Raw genomic sequence first — 12,675 nt, forward strand, 5'->3', positions numbered from 1 at the left:
TTAAATCGAGGTTTCGTACGTCGCGCTCGCTACGTCGTCCTCCCAGATACGGACTGAGACGCGCTCCGGTGTTTCGAGGCTCGCTGCTTCGATGAACTGGGTGCACACCTCGCGGGCGAAACGCTCGACGCTCGGATTCTGCCCGGAAAACTCGACAAGGTCGTTCATCGTCTCGTCGCGGTATCGAGAAAGCGTCGCATCCAGTGCAGCCTTCACGTCGTCGATGTCGACGAGATAGCCGTACTCGTTCAGCTCAGGACCGGAGAGTTCGACTTCGACGGTGAATGCGTGTGAATGGAGTTCACCTTCGGGACCGGGGTTGGGGACCGTGAGATAATGCTGGGCGATGAGGTCCCGCTGGACCGAGACGCGGTACATGACCTGTCAACCGTCCGCATACGTAAAGAGGATTTGGACGGCCTCATCGGGATTGTCTTCGAGAAGTCGATACGCGCGTGCGGCGTCACCCACGTCGACGCGGTGCGTCACGAGCGAATCGAGCGGTAGCTTTCGGAGATACTCCCACGCTAGCGAGAAGCGTCGTTCCGTGTCCCACCGGCCGCGAAGGTCGGGGTCAATCGTACTCACCTGACTACTCTCGACGTTGATTCGCGACCGGTGGAATCGGCCGCCGAGGTCCAATGTTGCCGGTTTGGTGCCGTACCACGACCCGACGATGACGCGACCGTCGTACCGTGTTACCGCCAGTGCGTCGTCGAGTGCAGTCGGGTCGCCGGAGAGTTCGAACGTCAGGTCCGCGCCGTCGGACGGAGCATCCAGTGACTCCGGGTGGATGGCCGTGTCGGCTCCGAGGCCCAGTGCCAGTTCGCGCCGTTCAGCGATGCAGTCGGCGGCGGTGAGGCTTCCGAGCGGGAACTGGTCGAGGAGGGCCGTCGTCATGAGACCGACGACACCCTGCCCGAACACGACGACGTGCTCGCCGATGAGTGGGCGGCCGTCCATCACGAAGTTGAGCGCGGTCTCCATCGTCGGCAACAGCGCGGCTCGCTCGTCGCTCACGTCGTCGGGGATGTGAGTGAGTTCGCCGGGGGTCGCGAGAAATCGGCTCTCGTGTGGATTGAACGCGAAGACGCGGCTTCCGAGAAGTGTGGACGGAACGTCGTCGCCGACAGCCTCGATTTCCCCGACGGCGGCGTAGCCGTACCGGAGCGGAAACGAGAGGTCGCCTTCGAGCGCGGCGATAGACTCGTCTGCCGGGAGGTCGGTGGGTGCCTCGCCGCGGTAGACGAGCCGCTCGGTCCCTGAGCTTACGGCGGAGGTCAGCGTTCGCACGCGAACCTCGTCGGGACCGGGTGTCGGAACGTCGCGGTCGCGCACTTCGATGCGTTCCGGCGCGACGAAGTAGACCGCACGCCCCTGCATCGTTCAGTCGTCTGCGGTCTCGACAGATGCGTCTGCGAATTCGACGGTCGTCCCGAGGTGACGGCAGTCTTCGAGCGCGTGCTTGGCAGCGAAACCTGCCTCGTGCGCGTTCGAGGCCGTGCCGACGCCGACCTTGAGTTCGACATCCGCGTCGGCCTCGACGTGGTCGATGGCGGCGCGGTACTGCGCTTCGGAGAGGTCGGGAGTGACGGCGATAATGTTGTCGCCGCCGACGAAAAACGACAGCGCGCCGTGTTCCTCTCGGAGATAGCGCATGAGCGACGCGTAGCCCTGTTCGATGTGGATGAACGTGTCGAACTCGTTGAGGCGGTCGGTGTACTTGCCGGTCGCGTCGTTCACGTCGAAGTGTGCGATTTGGAGGTCGGTACCGGACCGGTCGTCCTCGGCGAGCGTCTCGCCGGAGAGGACTTCCCGGCGGTCGCCGTCCTGCGCGCTTCCGGCGCGTTGGATGCCGTTGGTGGCGCGTTCGAGAGCGACTGCGGGCGAGCGGTCGGTCCCGATACCGAGACTGAGCGTCACCGGGTATCGGTTGGCGATGGACTCCTGCAGCAGTTCGTGGTCCTCGCGGTCAAGTCCGTTCGTGACCGCGACCATGTTGTCGAAGCGGGTGAAGAAGACGTACCCGTCTCGAGAGCCGACGAACTGGGCCAAGTCGGCGAACAGCCGCGATTGGAGCGTCTGAAGGTCCATCTCCCGTCGCGGCTCCGGAGTGACTGTCCACGGCCCGTAGTTGTCGATCTGGACGAGTGTCAGCTGCGTATTCGTCACGGTAGACGAGTAGAGGGACGCGCATATCGTTCTTTGGTTCTCAGACGACTCCGCCGATACTTGCTCGGGGAGCGTCTCTCCGTGGCTGGCTTCCGCAGAAATGAACCGCGACGACGATGGTTCCTGAAAGACCGCGACGACGACGCTCCTCGAAGGAACGCTACGACGACGGCTCTCGGAGGGTTCGACTCGCGACGATATCGAGAATCGCCCACGTCACGACCCACACGACGATGGTTGTGAAGATGATAACCGTCGTCGACAACAGGGGGACGACGACCGATAGCGTGGCGACAATCGAGTAGGTCAAAAAGAGTGCGACCATCGCCGTCACGAGTCCGTAGATACCCATCGCACTGTTTCCGGTCGCGGGACCGCGGAGCCACCGCACCAGTTGTTTCGAAGAGCCACCCATACTGTGGTATATGGTATGAATGAACATAATAATTCTCGCGGGCGAATAAACACAGTTGTTCTCGCGGGCGAACGTTCAACAGGAACGACTCCCTACCGAGAACGATGGAGTTCCGAGGTGTCGTCCTCGACGTGGACGGAACAGTAGTTCGTGGTGACGAAGCGATTCCCGGCGCGCTCGACGGGCTTTCGGCTATCGAGGCCGCCGGACTGGACCGCCTGTTCGTCTCGAACAACCCGACGAAAGCCCCGCCACTGTACGAAGCGCGACTCCGGGGGGCCGGTGTCGATGCGACCGCCGACGAAATCGTCACCTCCGGGACGACGACGACGGCGTATCTCGCCGACAACCATCCCGGTGCGCGGACTTTCTGTATCGGCGAATCGGGATTACACGACCAACTCAGAGACGCGGGTCTCGAACTCGTCGGCGCACACGACGACCCCGAAGTCGTCGTCGTTGCCATCGACCGCGAGTTCCACTACGACGACCTCCGGGACGCTTCGGTCGCCCTGCGCGGTGGAGCAACCTTCTACGGGACCGACCCGGACATCCTCATCCCCGCTGCTGACGGCGATATTCCCGGGTCCGGTGCAATCATCAACGCCGTCGCCGGTGTCGCCGAGCGCGACCCGGATGCGATTCTCGGAAAGCCCTCGTCGGTCGCGCGCGAGTACGTCCTCGACCGACTCGGACTCCCGCCCGAAGACGTGCTCATCGTCGGCGACCGCCTCGATACCGATATCGCGCTCGGTCTCGCCGCAGGAATGGGGACCGCGGTGGTTCGAACCGGCGTGACTGACGATGCGGCATTGGAACAAAGTGAGTACGAACCCGACTACGTCCTCGACGGACTTGGCGACATCGAGCGCATCATCTCGTAGTCGACATACGTCGTCGAAAACAACACATATCGGAACTGAACGTCCGTTTTCTGACGCCTGCACAACCATTATCGTTCTTACGCGACAACTACACCGTGGGTGAACCCCATGTCCGCAAAGAAAATTCTGCTCCTCGCCGGCGACTTCGTCGAGGACTACGAGGTGATGGTACCGTTTCAGGCGCTCCAGATGGTGGGTCACGAAGTACACACAGTCTGTCCCGAAAAGGAAGACGGCGACCGGTGTAAGACCGCCATCCACGACTTCCGCGGCGACCAGACGTATCTGGAGACACGCGGCCACGACTTCGTGCTGAACGCGACGTTCGACGAGGTAGACCCTGCTGACTACGACGCCCTCGTCGTCCCCGGCGGACGCGCCCCGGAGTATCTCCGCGGCTACGACGAGTTACTCGACACTGTCCGGCACTTCTTCGACGAGAACAAGCCCGTCGCGGCAATCTGCCACGGTCCGCAGATTCTCGCCGCCGCGGACGTTCTCGACGGCTACGAGATGACTGCCTACCCGGCGGTCCGCGCAGAAGTCGAGCACGCTGGCTGCTCGTGGGTCGAAGAAGTGACCGTCGATGGCAACCTCGTCACCGGGCAGGCGTGGCCGGACCACCCCGAGTGGCTGGCGGCGTTCCTCGACGTGCTCGGAACGGAAATCAGCCACGAATCGGCGACTGCCGCCGCGGACGACTGAGCCTCGAACCCGTATTATCTCGGGTGAGAATGTCTGACAAAGATTTTTATCAGGGGAGACAAAGGGACAGGTATGGAAGAGCCGAACAGCCCATACTTCCGCGAACAGGTCGACGATACCGTCGAATCAGACCCTCTGGACGGAGAGGTCATCATCGTGGAGGGACAAGCAATGAGCCTTCGAAGTTATAAGAAGCGTCACGACTAGCCGTCGAGACGCACTGGGCTGTCAACTGCGACGTTCGCTGTCGCCTGCGGGCACTGTTGACTACGTGCCCACTACTGACTGCGGTGCTCACGAGCGTCGTACAGTGATTTTCTGAAAAAGAAACGACGTGAGCGGTGCTTAGAACGCGTCGCCGACGACGGTCACGTCAGCGTGCAGCTCCTCGCGGAGCGCGTCGTGGACGTGGCAGATGTCTTCGGCGAGTTCCGTAATCTCCGCGAACTCGTCGTCTGCAAGGTCGGCCTCGACGAAGATGTCGAAGCTGATGCGTTCGAGGTCGTCGTCGTCGTTGAGGTCAGCGTCGGCGTCGATCTGAACCTTGCCGAGACCGTCGAAGCCGGTCTTCTGACCGCCGACGCGGAAGGCGGGGAGGAAACAGGAGGCGTACGTCGCGACGAGCGTCGCGTTCGGGTTCGGGCCGGTCTCGTCGAGCGCGTCGATCTGGAGGTCGAAGTCGCCGACCTGACTCGTGCTTGCGAAACCTTCCTCACTGACAGTCGAAGTTTGAATATCGGACATCCATCGGATGGAAAGAAGTACCCGACCCTAAAAGTTCCTCAATCGGACGATTGTGTGCACAAGCGACGGAAAAATGTCATCTCGGGCGGCGAGCGCGACGAGTCGACGGCTATTCGAGCGTGAACGATTCGTCGCCGTCGAGAACGTGCACTTCAGCAAGGCTTCCCGTGGCCTTGACCTCGCGTTCGAAATCGCTGATGTCGATTTCGATGGCCGGGAACGTGTTGTAGTGCATCGGGAAGACGCGGTCGACACCCAGCCAGTCGCTCGCGACGGCGGCCTGCCACGGTCCCATCGTGTAGTGGTCGCCGACCGGGAGCGCAGCGGCGTCGGGTTCGTAGTAGGGACCGAAGATTTCGCGCATGTCGGTCATGAGTCCCGTGTCGCCAGCGTGGTAGAACGTCGTCGCCTCGTCGTCGGACTGCTGGGTCGGCTTCGAGTCGCTAATCATGTAGCCGCCCGGCACGCCAGCGTCGTGTTCGTAGCCCGTGTTGATACCGTTCGTGTGGTCCGCGCGAACCATCGAGACGAACGCGTCGCCGAGTTCGACGGTCCCGCCGATGTTCATCCCGATGGTCTCGTCGACGCCCATCTCGGCTTCGACGTAGCCGGTGAGTTCGGGCGTGCCGACGGCCGTCGCGCCGTCGAACTCGCCAGCGTGGGCGATGTGGTCGGCGTGACCGTGCGTGAGAAGGACGTAGTCCGGCGTCTCTACGTCGCTCGGGTCGAGGGACGTGGCGGGGTTGTCGAAGAACGGGTCGATGAGAATCGAGGTCTCTCCGACTGTGACGTGCCATGTCGAATGACCGTGCCAGATGAGTTCCATAGCACGCCAACGGTAGGCGCGAAATACACAAAAAGGTACTCGGAGGCGGTGGTGTGACTGGGTTTTTGTGTGTCGAATTCGAGTAACGGCGTCGGAATACGCAATTCACGGGAAGCCACGAAACCCGACTCTCACGAACACGGCAAACCGGCCAGATGCAATGGGATGCAAAAACCTATCACGACCCATCCCAACCCGTCGGCCATGCACCACGTTCGATTCCGCGACCCGGCCGGTGCGGTCCGGCAAGGGAAGTGGCACGGAGACGCTGTTTCCTTCGGCGGTGAAACCTACAACCTCGACGAGGTGGACGTGCTTCCGCCGTGCGAACCGACGAAAATCGTCTGCATCGGCCGCAACTACGCCAAACACGCCGAGGAGCGGGACGAAACGGTTCCCGACCGGCCGCTTCTCTTTCTCAAGCCGCCGAACGCGGTCGCCAGCCACGGCGACACCGTGACCCTCCCCGCCGGAAAAGAAAACGTCGAACACGAGGCCGAACTGGCCGTCGTCATCGGCGAGCAGTGCCGAAACGTCGCCCCCGAGGACGCCGAGTCGGTCGTCGCGGGCTACACCGTCATGAACGACGTGTCCAACCGCGACGACCAAGATATCGAGACCAACTGGGTTCGCGGCAAGGCCTTCGACGGCGCGGCCCCGCTCGGTCCGGTGCTCGCCGACCCCGAACACCTTCCGGACGATGCCAGTATCTCGCTGCGTGTGAACGGCGAGGTCCGACAGGACTCCAGCATCGAACATCTCATCTTCTCGATTCCGGAACTCGTCGCCGAGATTACGACCTACATGACGCTCGAACCGGGCGACGTAATCTCGACGGGCACGCCGGAGGGCGTCGGCCCGCTGGAAGACGGCGACCGCGTCGAAGTCGAAGTCGAGGGCGTCGGCGTCCTCGAACACGACGTTCGGCAGGTTTGAGCGATACCCGTTTGGGGGTCTTACGGGTCGTTCGACTCCACAAAGAGGTAATTTAATAGAGTCATCAGGTTATCATTTAGTGTGTCCTCCCCAGATTCGAAATTGGAACAGTCCGTGTCGTCTTTGTATCGAGCGATACTCGGGAGTCTCCTTGCAGTCGTTGGAATATTCATCTTCGGAGCGCTACGGCAACTGTCGACGGACAACCTCATCTGGGGCGTCATCGGCTTTGCGGCGGTCATCGTCGTGGCCTACTGGGTATTGATGCTCTTTCTGGAGGGAATCGAAGATGGTGTTGACACGGGATACCGAACGCACTCTGGAGATGACCGACCGTAGCGGGTTCGACCGAAGCGAGGTATTCGGTCGCGCCGTCGCTGTCTCCTCTTCAATCCCCAGAGAAACACCACCCTGCCGTCGTGTTCGTCGTCCAACGGTAACGTCCGCGGAGGACAAGCCATATGTTTAGGCTCACCTAACACCGGGCGAATGCGACTGACGCGACGGGACGCACTCGCGGTGCTCGCCGGTCTCGGCATCACCGGCGGTGCCGTCGCTGTGAGCCAGTTCGACCCGCCGACTGCCGATGCAGATGGCGATAGCGAGGTTGACGACGGTGAACATCCCGAAACGGACGCCGACCTACTGGCGACGATGAGCGCCGCCGCAGAAGTCATCTATCCGAGTCAGGCGGAGGGTATCGACGAGTTCGTCGAAACCTACGTCGTCGGGCGCGCAACCGACGAGTCTCGGCGGGCCGCGATAGTCGAGGCCGTGACCGAGTTGGACGAGGTCGCCCGCGACTGGTACGGTGCGCCGTTCGCCGAACTCTCGGCCGACAACAGGGATAGTCTCCTGCGCGAACTCGGCGTGGCGGCCGCCGACCCCGTCCCCGACGGGAACGTCTCCGAACGACTGCGCTTCCACGTCGTGAACGAACTGCTCTACGCCTTCTACTCCTCGCCGACCGGCGGCCGACTCGTCGGCATCGAGAACCCAATCGGCCACGCCGGCGGGACCGAGAGTTATCGGCGGGCGACGATGGACGAAAGGCCGAGCGAAGCGAGTCGGGAGGACACCGATGGCTGACGAACCGGACCGAGCGCCGGTCGCCGACGCGGATGTGTGTATCGTCGGTGCTGGCCCCGCAGGCGGCATCGTCGCTCACCAACTCGCCGAGTCCGGGGCGAACGTCGTCGTTCTCGAAGCGGGACCCCGGTTCGACGGCGACCGACGGGAACAACTAGAGCGACACATCCGCCCGGGTCTCGGAAACCCGTGGGAGATGGGCGGCCCGCGCGACGAGTTCTCGTCGTCCGGTGAGTCGTTCTATCCGCTGAACGCCGCCCGCGTGAAGGGCGTCGGCGGGACCACGCTCCACTGGCAGGGCATGGTGATGCGACTCCACGAACGCGACTTCGAACTCGACTCCCGACACGGCGTCGGTGCCGACTGGCCCATCGGCTACGACGACCTCAAACCCCACTACGCCGAGGCGGAGCGCGAACTAGGCGTTGCTGGCGCAGTCGACAATCCGTACGCACCGTCGCGGGACGACCCGTTTCCACTCCCTGCGTTCCCGCCGTCGCACTCGGATTCCATCTTTGCCGAAGCCTGCAAACGACTCGAACTCGACATGCACTCCGCGCCGAGCGCCCGCAACTCCGAACCGTACGACGGTCGCTCGTCCTGCGTCGGGTTCGGGACGTGCAAACCGGTCTGCCCGTCGGGCGCGAAGTACACCGCCGAATCGCACATCGAGAAAGCCGAAGCAGCAGGAGCGAGAGTTATCGACCGGGCGCGCGTGCGCCGACTCGAACACGACGACTCCGGCGAGCGCGTCGTCGCCGCCGCCTACACGACCCCAGACGGCCAAAGTCACCGACAGAAGGCCGCACAGTTCGTCCTCGCCTGCGGTGGCGTCGAAAACGTCCGACTGCTCTTGCTCTCGGAGTCCGACCGCTACCCCGACGGTCTCGCAAACTCGTCGGGACTCGTCGGCCGGTACTTCATGGACCACCTCTTCGCCGGAATGGGCGGCCGCCTCGACCGACCGACCAGACAGAACCACGTCGGCTTCAACACCAGCGAGTGTCACCAGTTCTACGACGATACCGACCCGGTCAACGGCGTCAAACTGGAATTTCTCAACTACGCCGGGCCGTCGCCGGTCATCGACTCGCTCCACGCCGATACGTGGGGCGACGAGTTGCTCGCGCAGTTGGATGAGGATTACGGAACCCACGTTTCGATGGGCGCGCTCGTAGAACAGTTCCCCCGCGAGGACAACTACGTCGGTCTCGACGGGGAGACGACCGACGATTTGGGTGACCCCGTTCCCGACGTTCACTGGTCGGTGGACGACCAGACGAAGGCCGCCCTCAAGCGGGCCAACGAGATTCAAGCGTCGGTGATGGACGAACTCGGCGTCGATGTGGAGTGGACGGTCGGCCCGGACAACACCGGCCCGGCGTTTCACCACATGGGAACTACGCGGATGGGAGATGACCCAGATTCGAGCGTCGTCGACGCTGAGTGTCGGACACACGACCTGCAAAATCTGTGGATTTCGGGGTCGAGCGTGTTCCCGACCGGCGGGGCGATGAACCCGACACTCACCATCGCGGCGCTCGCGCTCCGACTTGCTGATTCGGTTCGACAGCGGGTTGCGTGACGACGATTCGAGAGCGCGTTTCCAACTCTGGTTCTGCGGTGCACCCCGTAATCGAATACGATTACAACAATCTGAGAACGACACCGGAGTGATTTACGTTTCGGCTGAGAAACGGAGACCAATGCTGCGGCGGCGATACATCCAGGCAATCGGTGCGGTCGGGGCTATCGGTACCGCAGGTTGTCTCAGCGGCGACGATGCAGGTGAGGACGAATCTGAAGTCGATGAGGCCAGCCACTCGAACACGGCCACAGACACGACCGCGGGCACCGGCACCAGCGACGGCCTCGTGCTCGCCACGGCGACGACGGCTTACGACACGGGCCTTCTCGACGCGCTCCACGAGGGGTTCGCAGACGAGTACGGCGTACGCGTCAAGACGCTGGTACAGGGGACCGGAGCGGCGCTTCGAACCGCCGACGACGGCGATGCCGACGTGGTTATCACCCACGCGCGAAGCGCCGAAAACGAGTTCCTCCGAGCCGGACACGGTATCAACCGCCGCGACCTGATGCACAACGACTTCCTCGTCGTCGGTCCCGAAGACGACCCCGCCGGTATCGACGCCGTCGGCAACGACCCGATTGCTGCGTTTCGGCGAATCGCCGACGCGGACGCGCTGTTTCTCTCCCGCGGTGACGACTCCGGAACCCATCTCAAAGAGCAATCGCTGTGGGACCGCGCCGACGCCGACAGGAGCGGCCGCTGGTATCAGGCGACCGGCGACGGCATGGGCGACACGCTCAGACAGGCGAGTCGGCGCGGGGCGTATACGCTCGTCGATAGGGGAACCTACCGCGTGATGTCGGATTCGACACTTCTTGCCGTCTTCGTCGAAGGCCCGCTCGGCGGCGGCCCCGACGTGCTGCGGAACGACTACGCCGTCATTCCGACGAACCCGGCGCGGCACGAGGTGAACTATCCGCTCGCGATGGCCTACGTGGGGTATCTCACCGGGCGTGAAGGCCAGTCGATAATCCGGGATTTCGGCGAGACGACGCTTTTCGTCCCCGACGCGCTCGACGAAGACCCGTCGTTCGACCAGTACCGTCCGGTCTCCGACACAGAGCAATAGTGACCCAGAGTACGCATCCTTAAGAACCGCGACCCGCATCTTCCGACCATGCAACCACGGGACCTCTCCGCACACACTCCCTACGTACCCGGCCGCGGAACAGAGGAGGTCGCCCGCGAACTCGGGATGGACCCCGAGGACCTGACGAAACTCTCCTCGAACGAGAACCCTCACGGCCCGAGCCCGAAGGCTATCGAGGCCATCGAGGACGCCGCGCCGACCGTGAGCGTCTACCCGAAGACAGCACACACCGATTTGACCGAGGCTCTCGCCGACAAGTGGGACCTCGAATCCGAGCAGGTGTGGGTTTCGCCCGGTGCCGACGGGTCTATCGACTATCTGACCCGCGCGATGCTCGAACCCGACGACGAGATTCTGGAACCGTCGCCCGGCTTTTCGTACTACTCGATGAGCGCCCGCTACCACCACGGCGACGCGGCCCAGTACGAGGTGTCGAAAGGCGACGACTTCGAGCAGTCCGCCGACCTCGTGCTCGACGCCTACGACGGCGAACGAATGGTCTACCTCACGACGCCGCACAACCCGAGCGGTTCGGTCATCCCGAGAGACGAACTCGTCGAACTCGCGGAATCGGTCGACGACCACACGCTCATCGTCGTCGACGAGGCCTACGGCGAGTTCGCCGACGAGCCATCCGCAATCGACCTGCTCTCCGAGTACGACAACATCGCCGTCATGCGAACGTTCTCGAAGGCGTACGGCCTCGCCGGTCTTCGAATCGGCTACGCCTGCGTTCCCGAAGCATGGGCCGACGCCTACGCCCGCGTGAACACGCCGTTTGCGGCCAGCGAACTGGCCTGCCGCGCGGCCCTCGCCGCGCTGGAAGACGAGGAACACGTCGAGAAGACGGTCGAATCCGTCGAGTGGGCACGCGACTACCTCCGCACCGAACTCGACGTTCCGACGTGGGAGAGCGCCGGCAACTTCGTTCTCGCCGAAGTCGGTGATGCGAGTGCCGTCTCCCAAGCCGCCCAGCGAGAGGGCGTCATCGTCCGCGACTGCGGGAGTTTCGGTCTCCCCGAGTGCATTCGCATCTCCTGCGGCACCGAAGCACAGACCAAACGCGCCGTCGAAGTCCTCAATCAGGTCGTCTCGGAGGTGCCGACAGCGTGAAAGTCGTCGTCACCGGAACGCCCGGAACCGGGAAGACCACGGCGACAGACCTCGTCGCCGACGACCTCGACCTCGACGTAATCCATCTCAACCAACTCGTCAAAGACGAAGGACTCTGGTCCGAACGCGACGAGGACCGCGACACGCTCGTCGTCGACCTCGACGCCGTCCGCGACCACCTCGGCGACTGGGATGGAATCGTCGACAGCCATCTCGCACACCACCTCGACGCCGACCGCGTCGTCGTCCTTCGGTGCCGCCCGGACATCCTCGAATCTCGCCTGCTCGACCGCGACGAACCCGAAGCCAAGGCGCGTGAGAACCGCGAGTCGGAGGCGCTGGACGTAATCCTCGGCGAAGCGGTCGAGTTCCACGGCGAGGACGCCGTCTACGAGATAGATACGACCGACCGCGACCCCGACGCCGTCGCAGACGAGATTGCGGCGGTCGTCGCGGGTGAGCGCGAACCGTCCGCAGGAACCGTCGACTTCATCGACTATCTATGACGCTCGACCAATACCGCGACACCGCAGACAAGCTTCTCGTCCCGTTCGTCTCGGCCGCCGACACCGCCGGACTCTCGCCAAACGGCGTGAGCGTCATCGCCTTCGGCTTCGCTATCGCGGCGGGGGCCGCCTTCGGACTCGCCGACCCGCTTTGGTACGGACTCGGCGCGGTGTTCGTCTTCCTCAACGGCTGGCTCGACCTCGTCGACGGCGCACTCGCCCGCGAACAGGGCGTCTCCTCGAAAGCCGGCGACCTGCTCGACCACGTGCTGGACCGCTACGCCGACATCGTCGTTCTCGTCGGTCTCGCGGCCGGTATCGACTCGTTCGCACTCGGTCTCGCAGCCGTCACGGGCGTTCTCATGACTTCCTATCTCGGCACGCAGATTCAGGCGGTCGGCCTCGGCCGCGCCTACGGTGGACTCGTCGGGCGTGCCGACCGACTGGCGCTCATGGGCATTGCCGGTCTCGCATCCGCCGTCTACACCGACCCACTCGGTGGATTCACGCTCGTCGGCTGGCTGCTCGTGTTCTTCGCAATCGTCGGCCACCTCACCGCTCTCCAGCGATTCTGGGGCGCGTGGAGCGACCTCTCATAGAAAAG

Annotated in this window: 17 protein-coding genes; 11 read left to right on the top strand and 6 right to left on the bottom strand. The window is 63.4% G+C overall.

The window, feature by feature from the left end:
* From HFX_RS06570 to HFX_RS06585, 4 genes are all read right to left on the bottom strand, one after another.
* Positions 1 to 378, bottom strand: a complete 378-nt coding sequence (locus HFX_RS06570) for a 6-pyruvoyl trahydropterin synthase family protein (protein ID WP_004057191.1) — start codon at positions 376 to 378, stop codon at positions 1 to 3.
* A gap of 6 nt (positions 379 to 384) precedes the next feature.
* Positions 385 to 1,383, bottom strand: coding sequence for a zinc-binding dehydrogenase (locus HFX_RS06575; RefSeq protein WP_004057190.1), 999 nt, complete (start codon positions 1,381 to 1,383; stop codon positions 385 to 387).
* 3 nt (positions 1,384 to 1,386) lie between these two features.
* Positions 1,387 to 2,172: a GTP cyclohydrolase III gene (locus HFX_RS06580; protein ID WP_004057189.1), complete on the bottom strand. Its 786-nt coding sequence runs from the start codon at positions 2,170 to 2,172 to the stop codon at positions 1,387 to 1,389.
* Positions 2,173 to 2,332: 160 nt separating this feature from the next.
* Entirely contained in the window at positions 2,333 to 2,587 is a 255-nt protein-coding gene (locus HFX_RS06585; RefSeq protein WP_004057188.1) for a hypothetical protein, read from the bottom strand.
* 104 nt (positions 2,588 to 2,691) lie between these two features.
* Between HFX_RS06585 and HFX_RS06590 the strand changes: the two genes are divergently transcribed.
* The 3 genes from HFX_RS06590 to HFX_RS20465 all read left to right on the top strand — a co-directional run bounded on the left by HFX_RS06590 (position 2,692) and on the right by HFX_RS20465 (position 4,383).
* On the top strand, positions 2,692 to 3,471 hold the full coding sequence (locus HFX_RS06590) for an HAD-IIA family hydrolase (RefSeq protein WP_004057187.1): 780 nt from the start codon (positions 2,692 to 2,694) through the stop codon (positions 3,469 to 3,471).
* Positions 3,472 to 3,579: 108 nt separating this feature from the next.
* The gene (locus HFX_RS06595; protein ID WP_004057186.1) at positions 3,580 to 4,176 is read left to right on the top strand and encodes a DJ-1/PfpI family protein; all 597 of its coding nucleotides are present in this window, start codon (positions 3,580 to 3,582) and stop codon (positions 4,174 to 4,176) included.
* 72 nt (positions 4,177 to 4,248) lie between these two features.
* Complete coding sequence (locus HFX_RS20465) at positions 4,249 to 4,383, top strand: hypothetical protein (protein WP_004057185.1); 135 nt, start codon at positions 4,249 to 4,251, stop codon at positions 4,381 to 4,383.
* Between the two features lie 138 nt (positions 4,384 to 4,521).
* Here HFX_RS20465 and HFX_RS06600 read toward each other — a convergent pair whose 3' ends face one another.
* Together HFX_RS06600 and HFX_RS06605 are read right to left on the bottom strand one after the other, a co-directional pair.
* Positions 4,522 to 4,920: an OsmC family protein gene (locus HFX_RS06600; RefSeq protein ID WP_004057184.1), complete on the bottom strand. Its 399-nt coding sequence runs from the start codon at positions 4,918 to 4,920 to the stop codon at positions 4,522 to 4,524.
* Positions 4,921 to 5,029: 109 nt separating this feature from the next.
* Positions 5,030 to 5,746, bottom strand: coding sequence for a metal-dependent hydrolase (locus HFX_RS06605; RefSeq protein WP_004057182.1), 717 nt, complete (start codon positions 5,744 to 5,746; stop codon positions 5,030 to 5,032).
* A gap of 204 nt (positions 5,747 to 5,950) precedes the next feature.
* Here HFX_RS06605 and HFX_RS06610 point away from each other — a divergent pair, with 204 nt between their 5' ends.
* The 8 genes from HFX_RS06610 to HFX_RS06645 all read left to right on the top strand — a co-directional run bounded on the left by HFX_RS06610 (position 5,951) and on the right by HFX_RS06645 (position 12,670).
* Positions 5,951 to 6,682, top strand: a complete 732-nt coding sequence (locus HFX_RS06610; protein WP_004057180.1) for a fumarylacetoacetate hydrolase family protein — start codon at positions 5,951 to 5,953, stop codon at positions 6,680 to 6,682.
* Between the two features lie 81 nt (positions 6,683 to 6,763).
* The gene (locus tag HFX_RS06615) at positions 6,764 to 7,021 is read left to right on the top strand and encodes a hypothetical protein (protein ID WP_231512896.1); all 258 of its coding nucleotides are present in this window, start codon (positions 6,764 to 6,766) and stop codon (positions 7,019 to 7,021) included.
* 150 nt (positions 7,022 to 7,171) lie between these two features.
* Entirely contained in the window at positions 7,172 to 7,771 is a 600-nt protein-coding gene (locus HFX_RS06620; protein WP_004057176.1) for a gluconate 2-dehydrogenase subunit 3 family protein, read from the top strand.
* Positions 7,764 to 9,356: a GMC family oxidoreductase gene (locus HFX_RS06625; RefSeq protein ID WP_004057174.1), complete on the top strand. Its 1,593-nt coding sequence runs from the start codon at positions 7,764 to 7,766 to the stop codon at positions 9,354 to 9,356. Before HFX_RS06620 ends, HFX_RS06625 begins: the two co-directional genes overlap by 8 nt.
* Positions 9,357 to 9,477: 121 nt before the next feature.
* On the top strand, positions 9,478 to 10,431 hold the full coding sequence (locus tag HFX_RS06630) for a substrate-binding domain-containing protein (protein WP_004057172.1): 954 nt from the start codon (positions 9,478 to 9,480) through the stop codon (positions 10,429 to 10,431).
* Between the two features lie 48 nt (positions 10,432 to 10,479).
* Positions 10,480 to 11,565: a histidinol-phosphate transaminase gene (gene hisC / locus HFX_RS06635; RefSeq protein WP_004057170.1), complete on the top strand. Its 1,086-nt coding sequence runs from the start codon at positions 10,480 to 10,482 to the stop codon at positions 11,563 to 11,565.
* Complete coding sequence (locus tag HFX_RS06640; RefSeq protein WP_004057168.1) at positions 11,562 to 12,071, top strand: adenylate kinase family protein; 510 nt, start codon at positions 11,562 to 11,564, stop codon at positions 12,069 to 12,071. The genes hisC and HFX_RS06640 overlap by 4 nt, the downstream gene beginning before the upstream one ends.
* Entirely contained in the window at positions 12,068 to 12,670 is a 603-nt protein-coding gene (locus HFX_RS06645) for a CDP-alcohol phosphatidyltransferase family protein (RefSeq protein WP_004057166.1), read from the top strand. The genes HFX_RS06640 and HFX_RS06645 overlap by 4 nt, the downstream gene beginning before the upstream one ends.
* The last annotated feature ends 5 nt before the right edge of the window (positions 12,671 to 12,675 follow it).

This window comes from Haloferax mediterranei ATCC 33500, from assembly GCF_000306765.2.
Taxonomy (GTDB): domain Archaea; phylum Halobacteriota; class Halobacteria; order Halobacteriales; family Haloferacaceae; genus Haloferax; species Haloferax mediterranei.

Coding starts and splice junctions, on each gene's coding strand:
- HFX_RS06620 (WP_004057176.1), top strand. CDS start 7,172: ATGCGACTGACGCGACGGGACGCACTCGCGGTGCTCGCCGGTCTCGGC.
- HFX_RS06575 (WP_004057190.1), bottom strand. CDS start 1,383: ATGCAGGGGCGTGCGGTCTACTTCGTCGCGCCGGAACGCATCGAAGTG.
- HFX_RS06630 (WP_004057172.1), top strand. CDS start 9,478: ATGCTGCGGCGGCGATACATCCAGGCAATCGGTGCGGTCGGGGCTATC.
- HFX_RS06595 (WP_004057186.1), top strand. CDS start 3,580: ATGTCCGCAAAGAAAATTCTGCTCCTCGCCGGCGACTTCGTCGAGGAC.
- HFX_RS06605 (WP_004057182.1), bottom strand. CDS start 5,746: ATGGAACTCATCTGGCACGGTCATTCGACATGGCACGTCACAGTCGGA.
- HFX_RS20465 (WP_004057185.1), top strand. CDS start 4,249: ATGGAAGAGCCGAACAGCCCATACTTCCGCGAACAGGTCGACGATACC.
- HFX_RS06600 (WP_004057184.1), bottom strand. CDS start 4,920: ATGTCCGATATTCAAACTTCGACTGTCAGTGAGGAAGGTTTCGCAAGC.
- HFX_RS06625 (WP_004057174.1), top strand. CDS start 7,764: ATGGCTGACGAACCGGACCGAGCGCCGGTCGCCGACGCGGATGTGTGT.
- HFX_RS06585 (WP_004057188.1), bottom strand. CDS start 2,587: ATGGGTGGCTCTTCGAAACAACTGGTGCGGTGGCTCCGCGGTCCCGCG.
- HFX_RS06590 (WP_004057187.1), top strand. CDS start 2,692: ATGGAGTTCCGAGGTGTCGTCCTCGACGTGGACGGAACAGTAGTTCGT.
- HFX_RS06570 (WP_004057191.1), bottom strand. CDS start 378: ATGTACCGCGTCTCGGTCCAGCGGGACCTCATCGCCCAGCATTATCTC.
- HFX_RS06610 (WP_004057180.1), top strand. CDS start 5,951: ATGCACCACGTTCGATTCCGCGACCCGGCCGGTGCGGTCCGGCAAGGG.
- HFX_RS06645 (WP_004057166.1), top strand. CDS start 12,068: ATGACGCTCGACCAATACCGCGACACCGCAGACAAGCTTCTCGTCCCG.
- hisC (WP_004057170.1), top strand. CDS start 10,480: ATGCAACCACGGGACCTCTCCGCACACACTCCCTACGTACCCGGCCGC.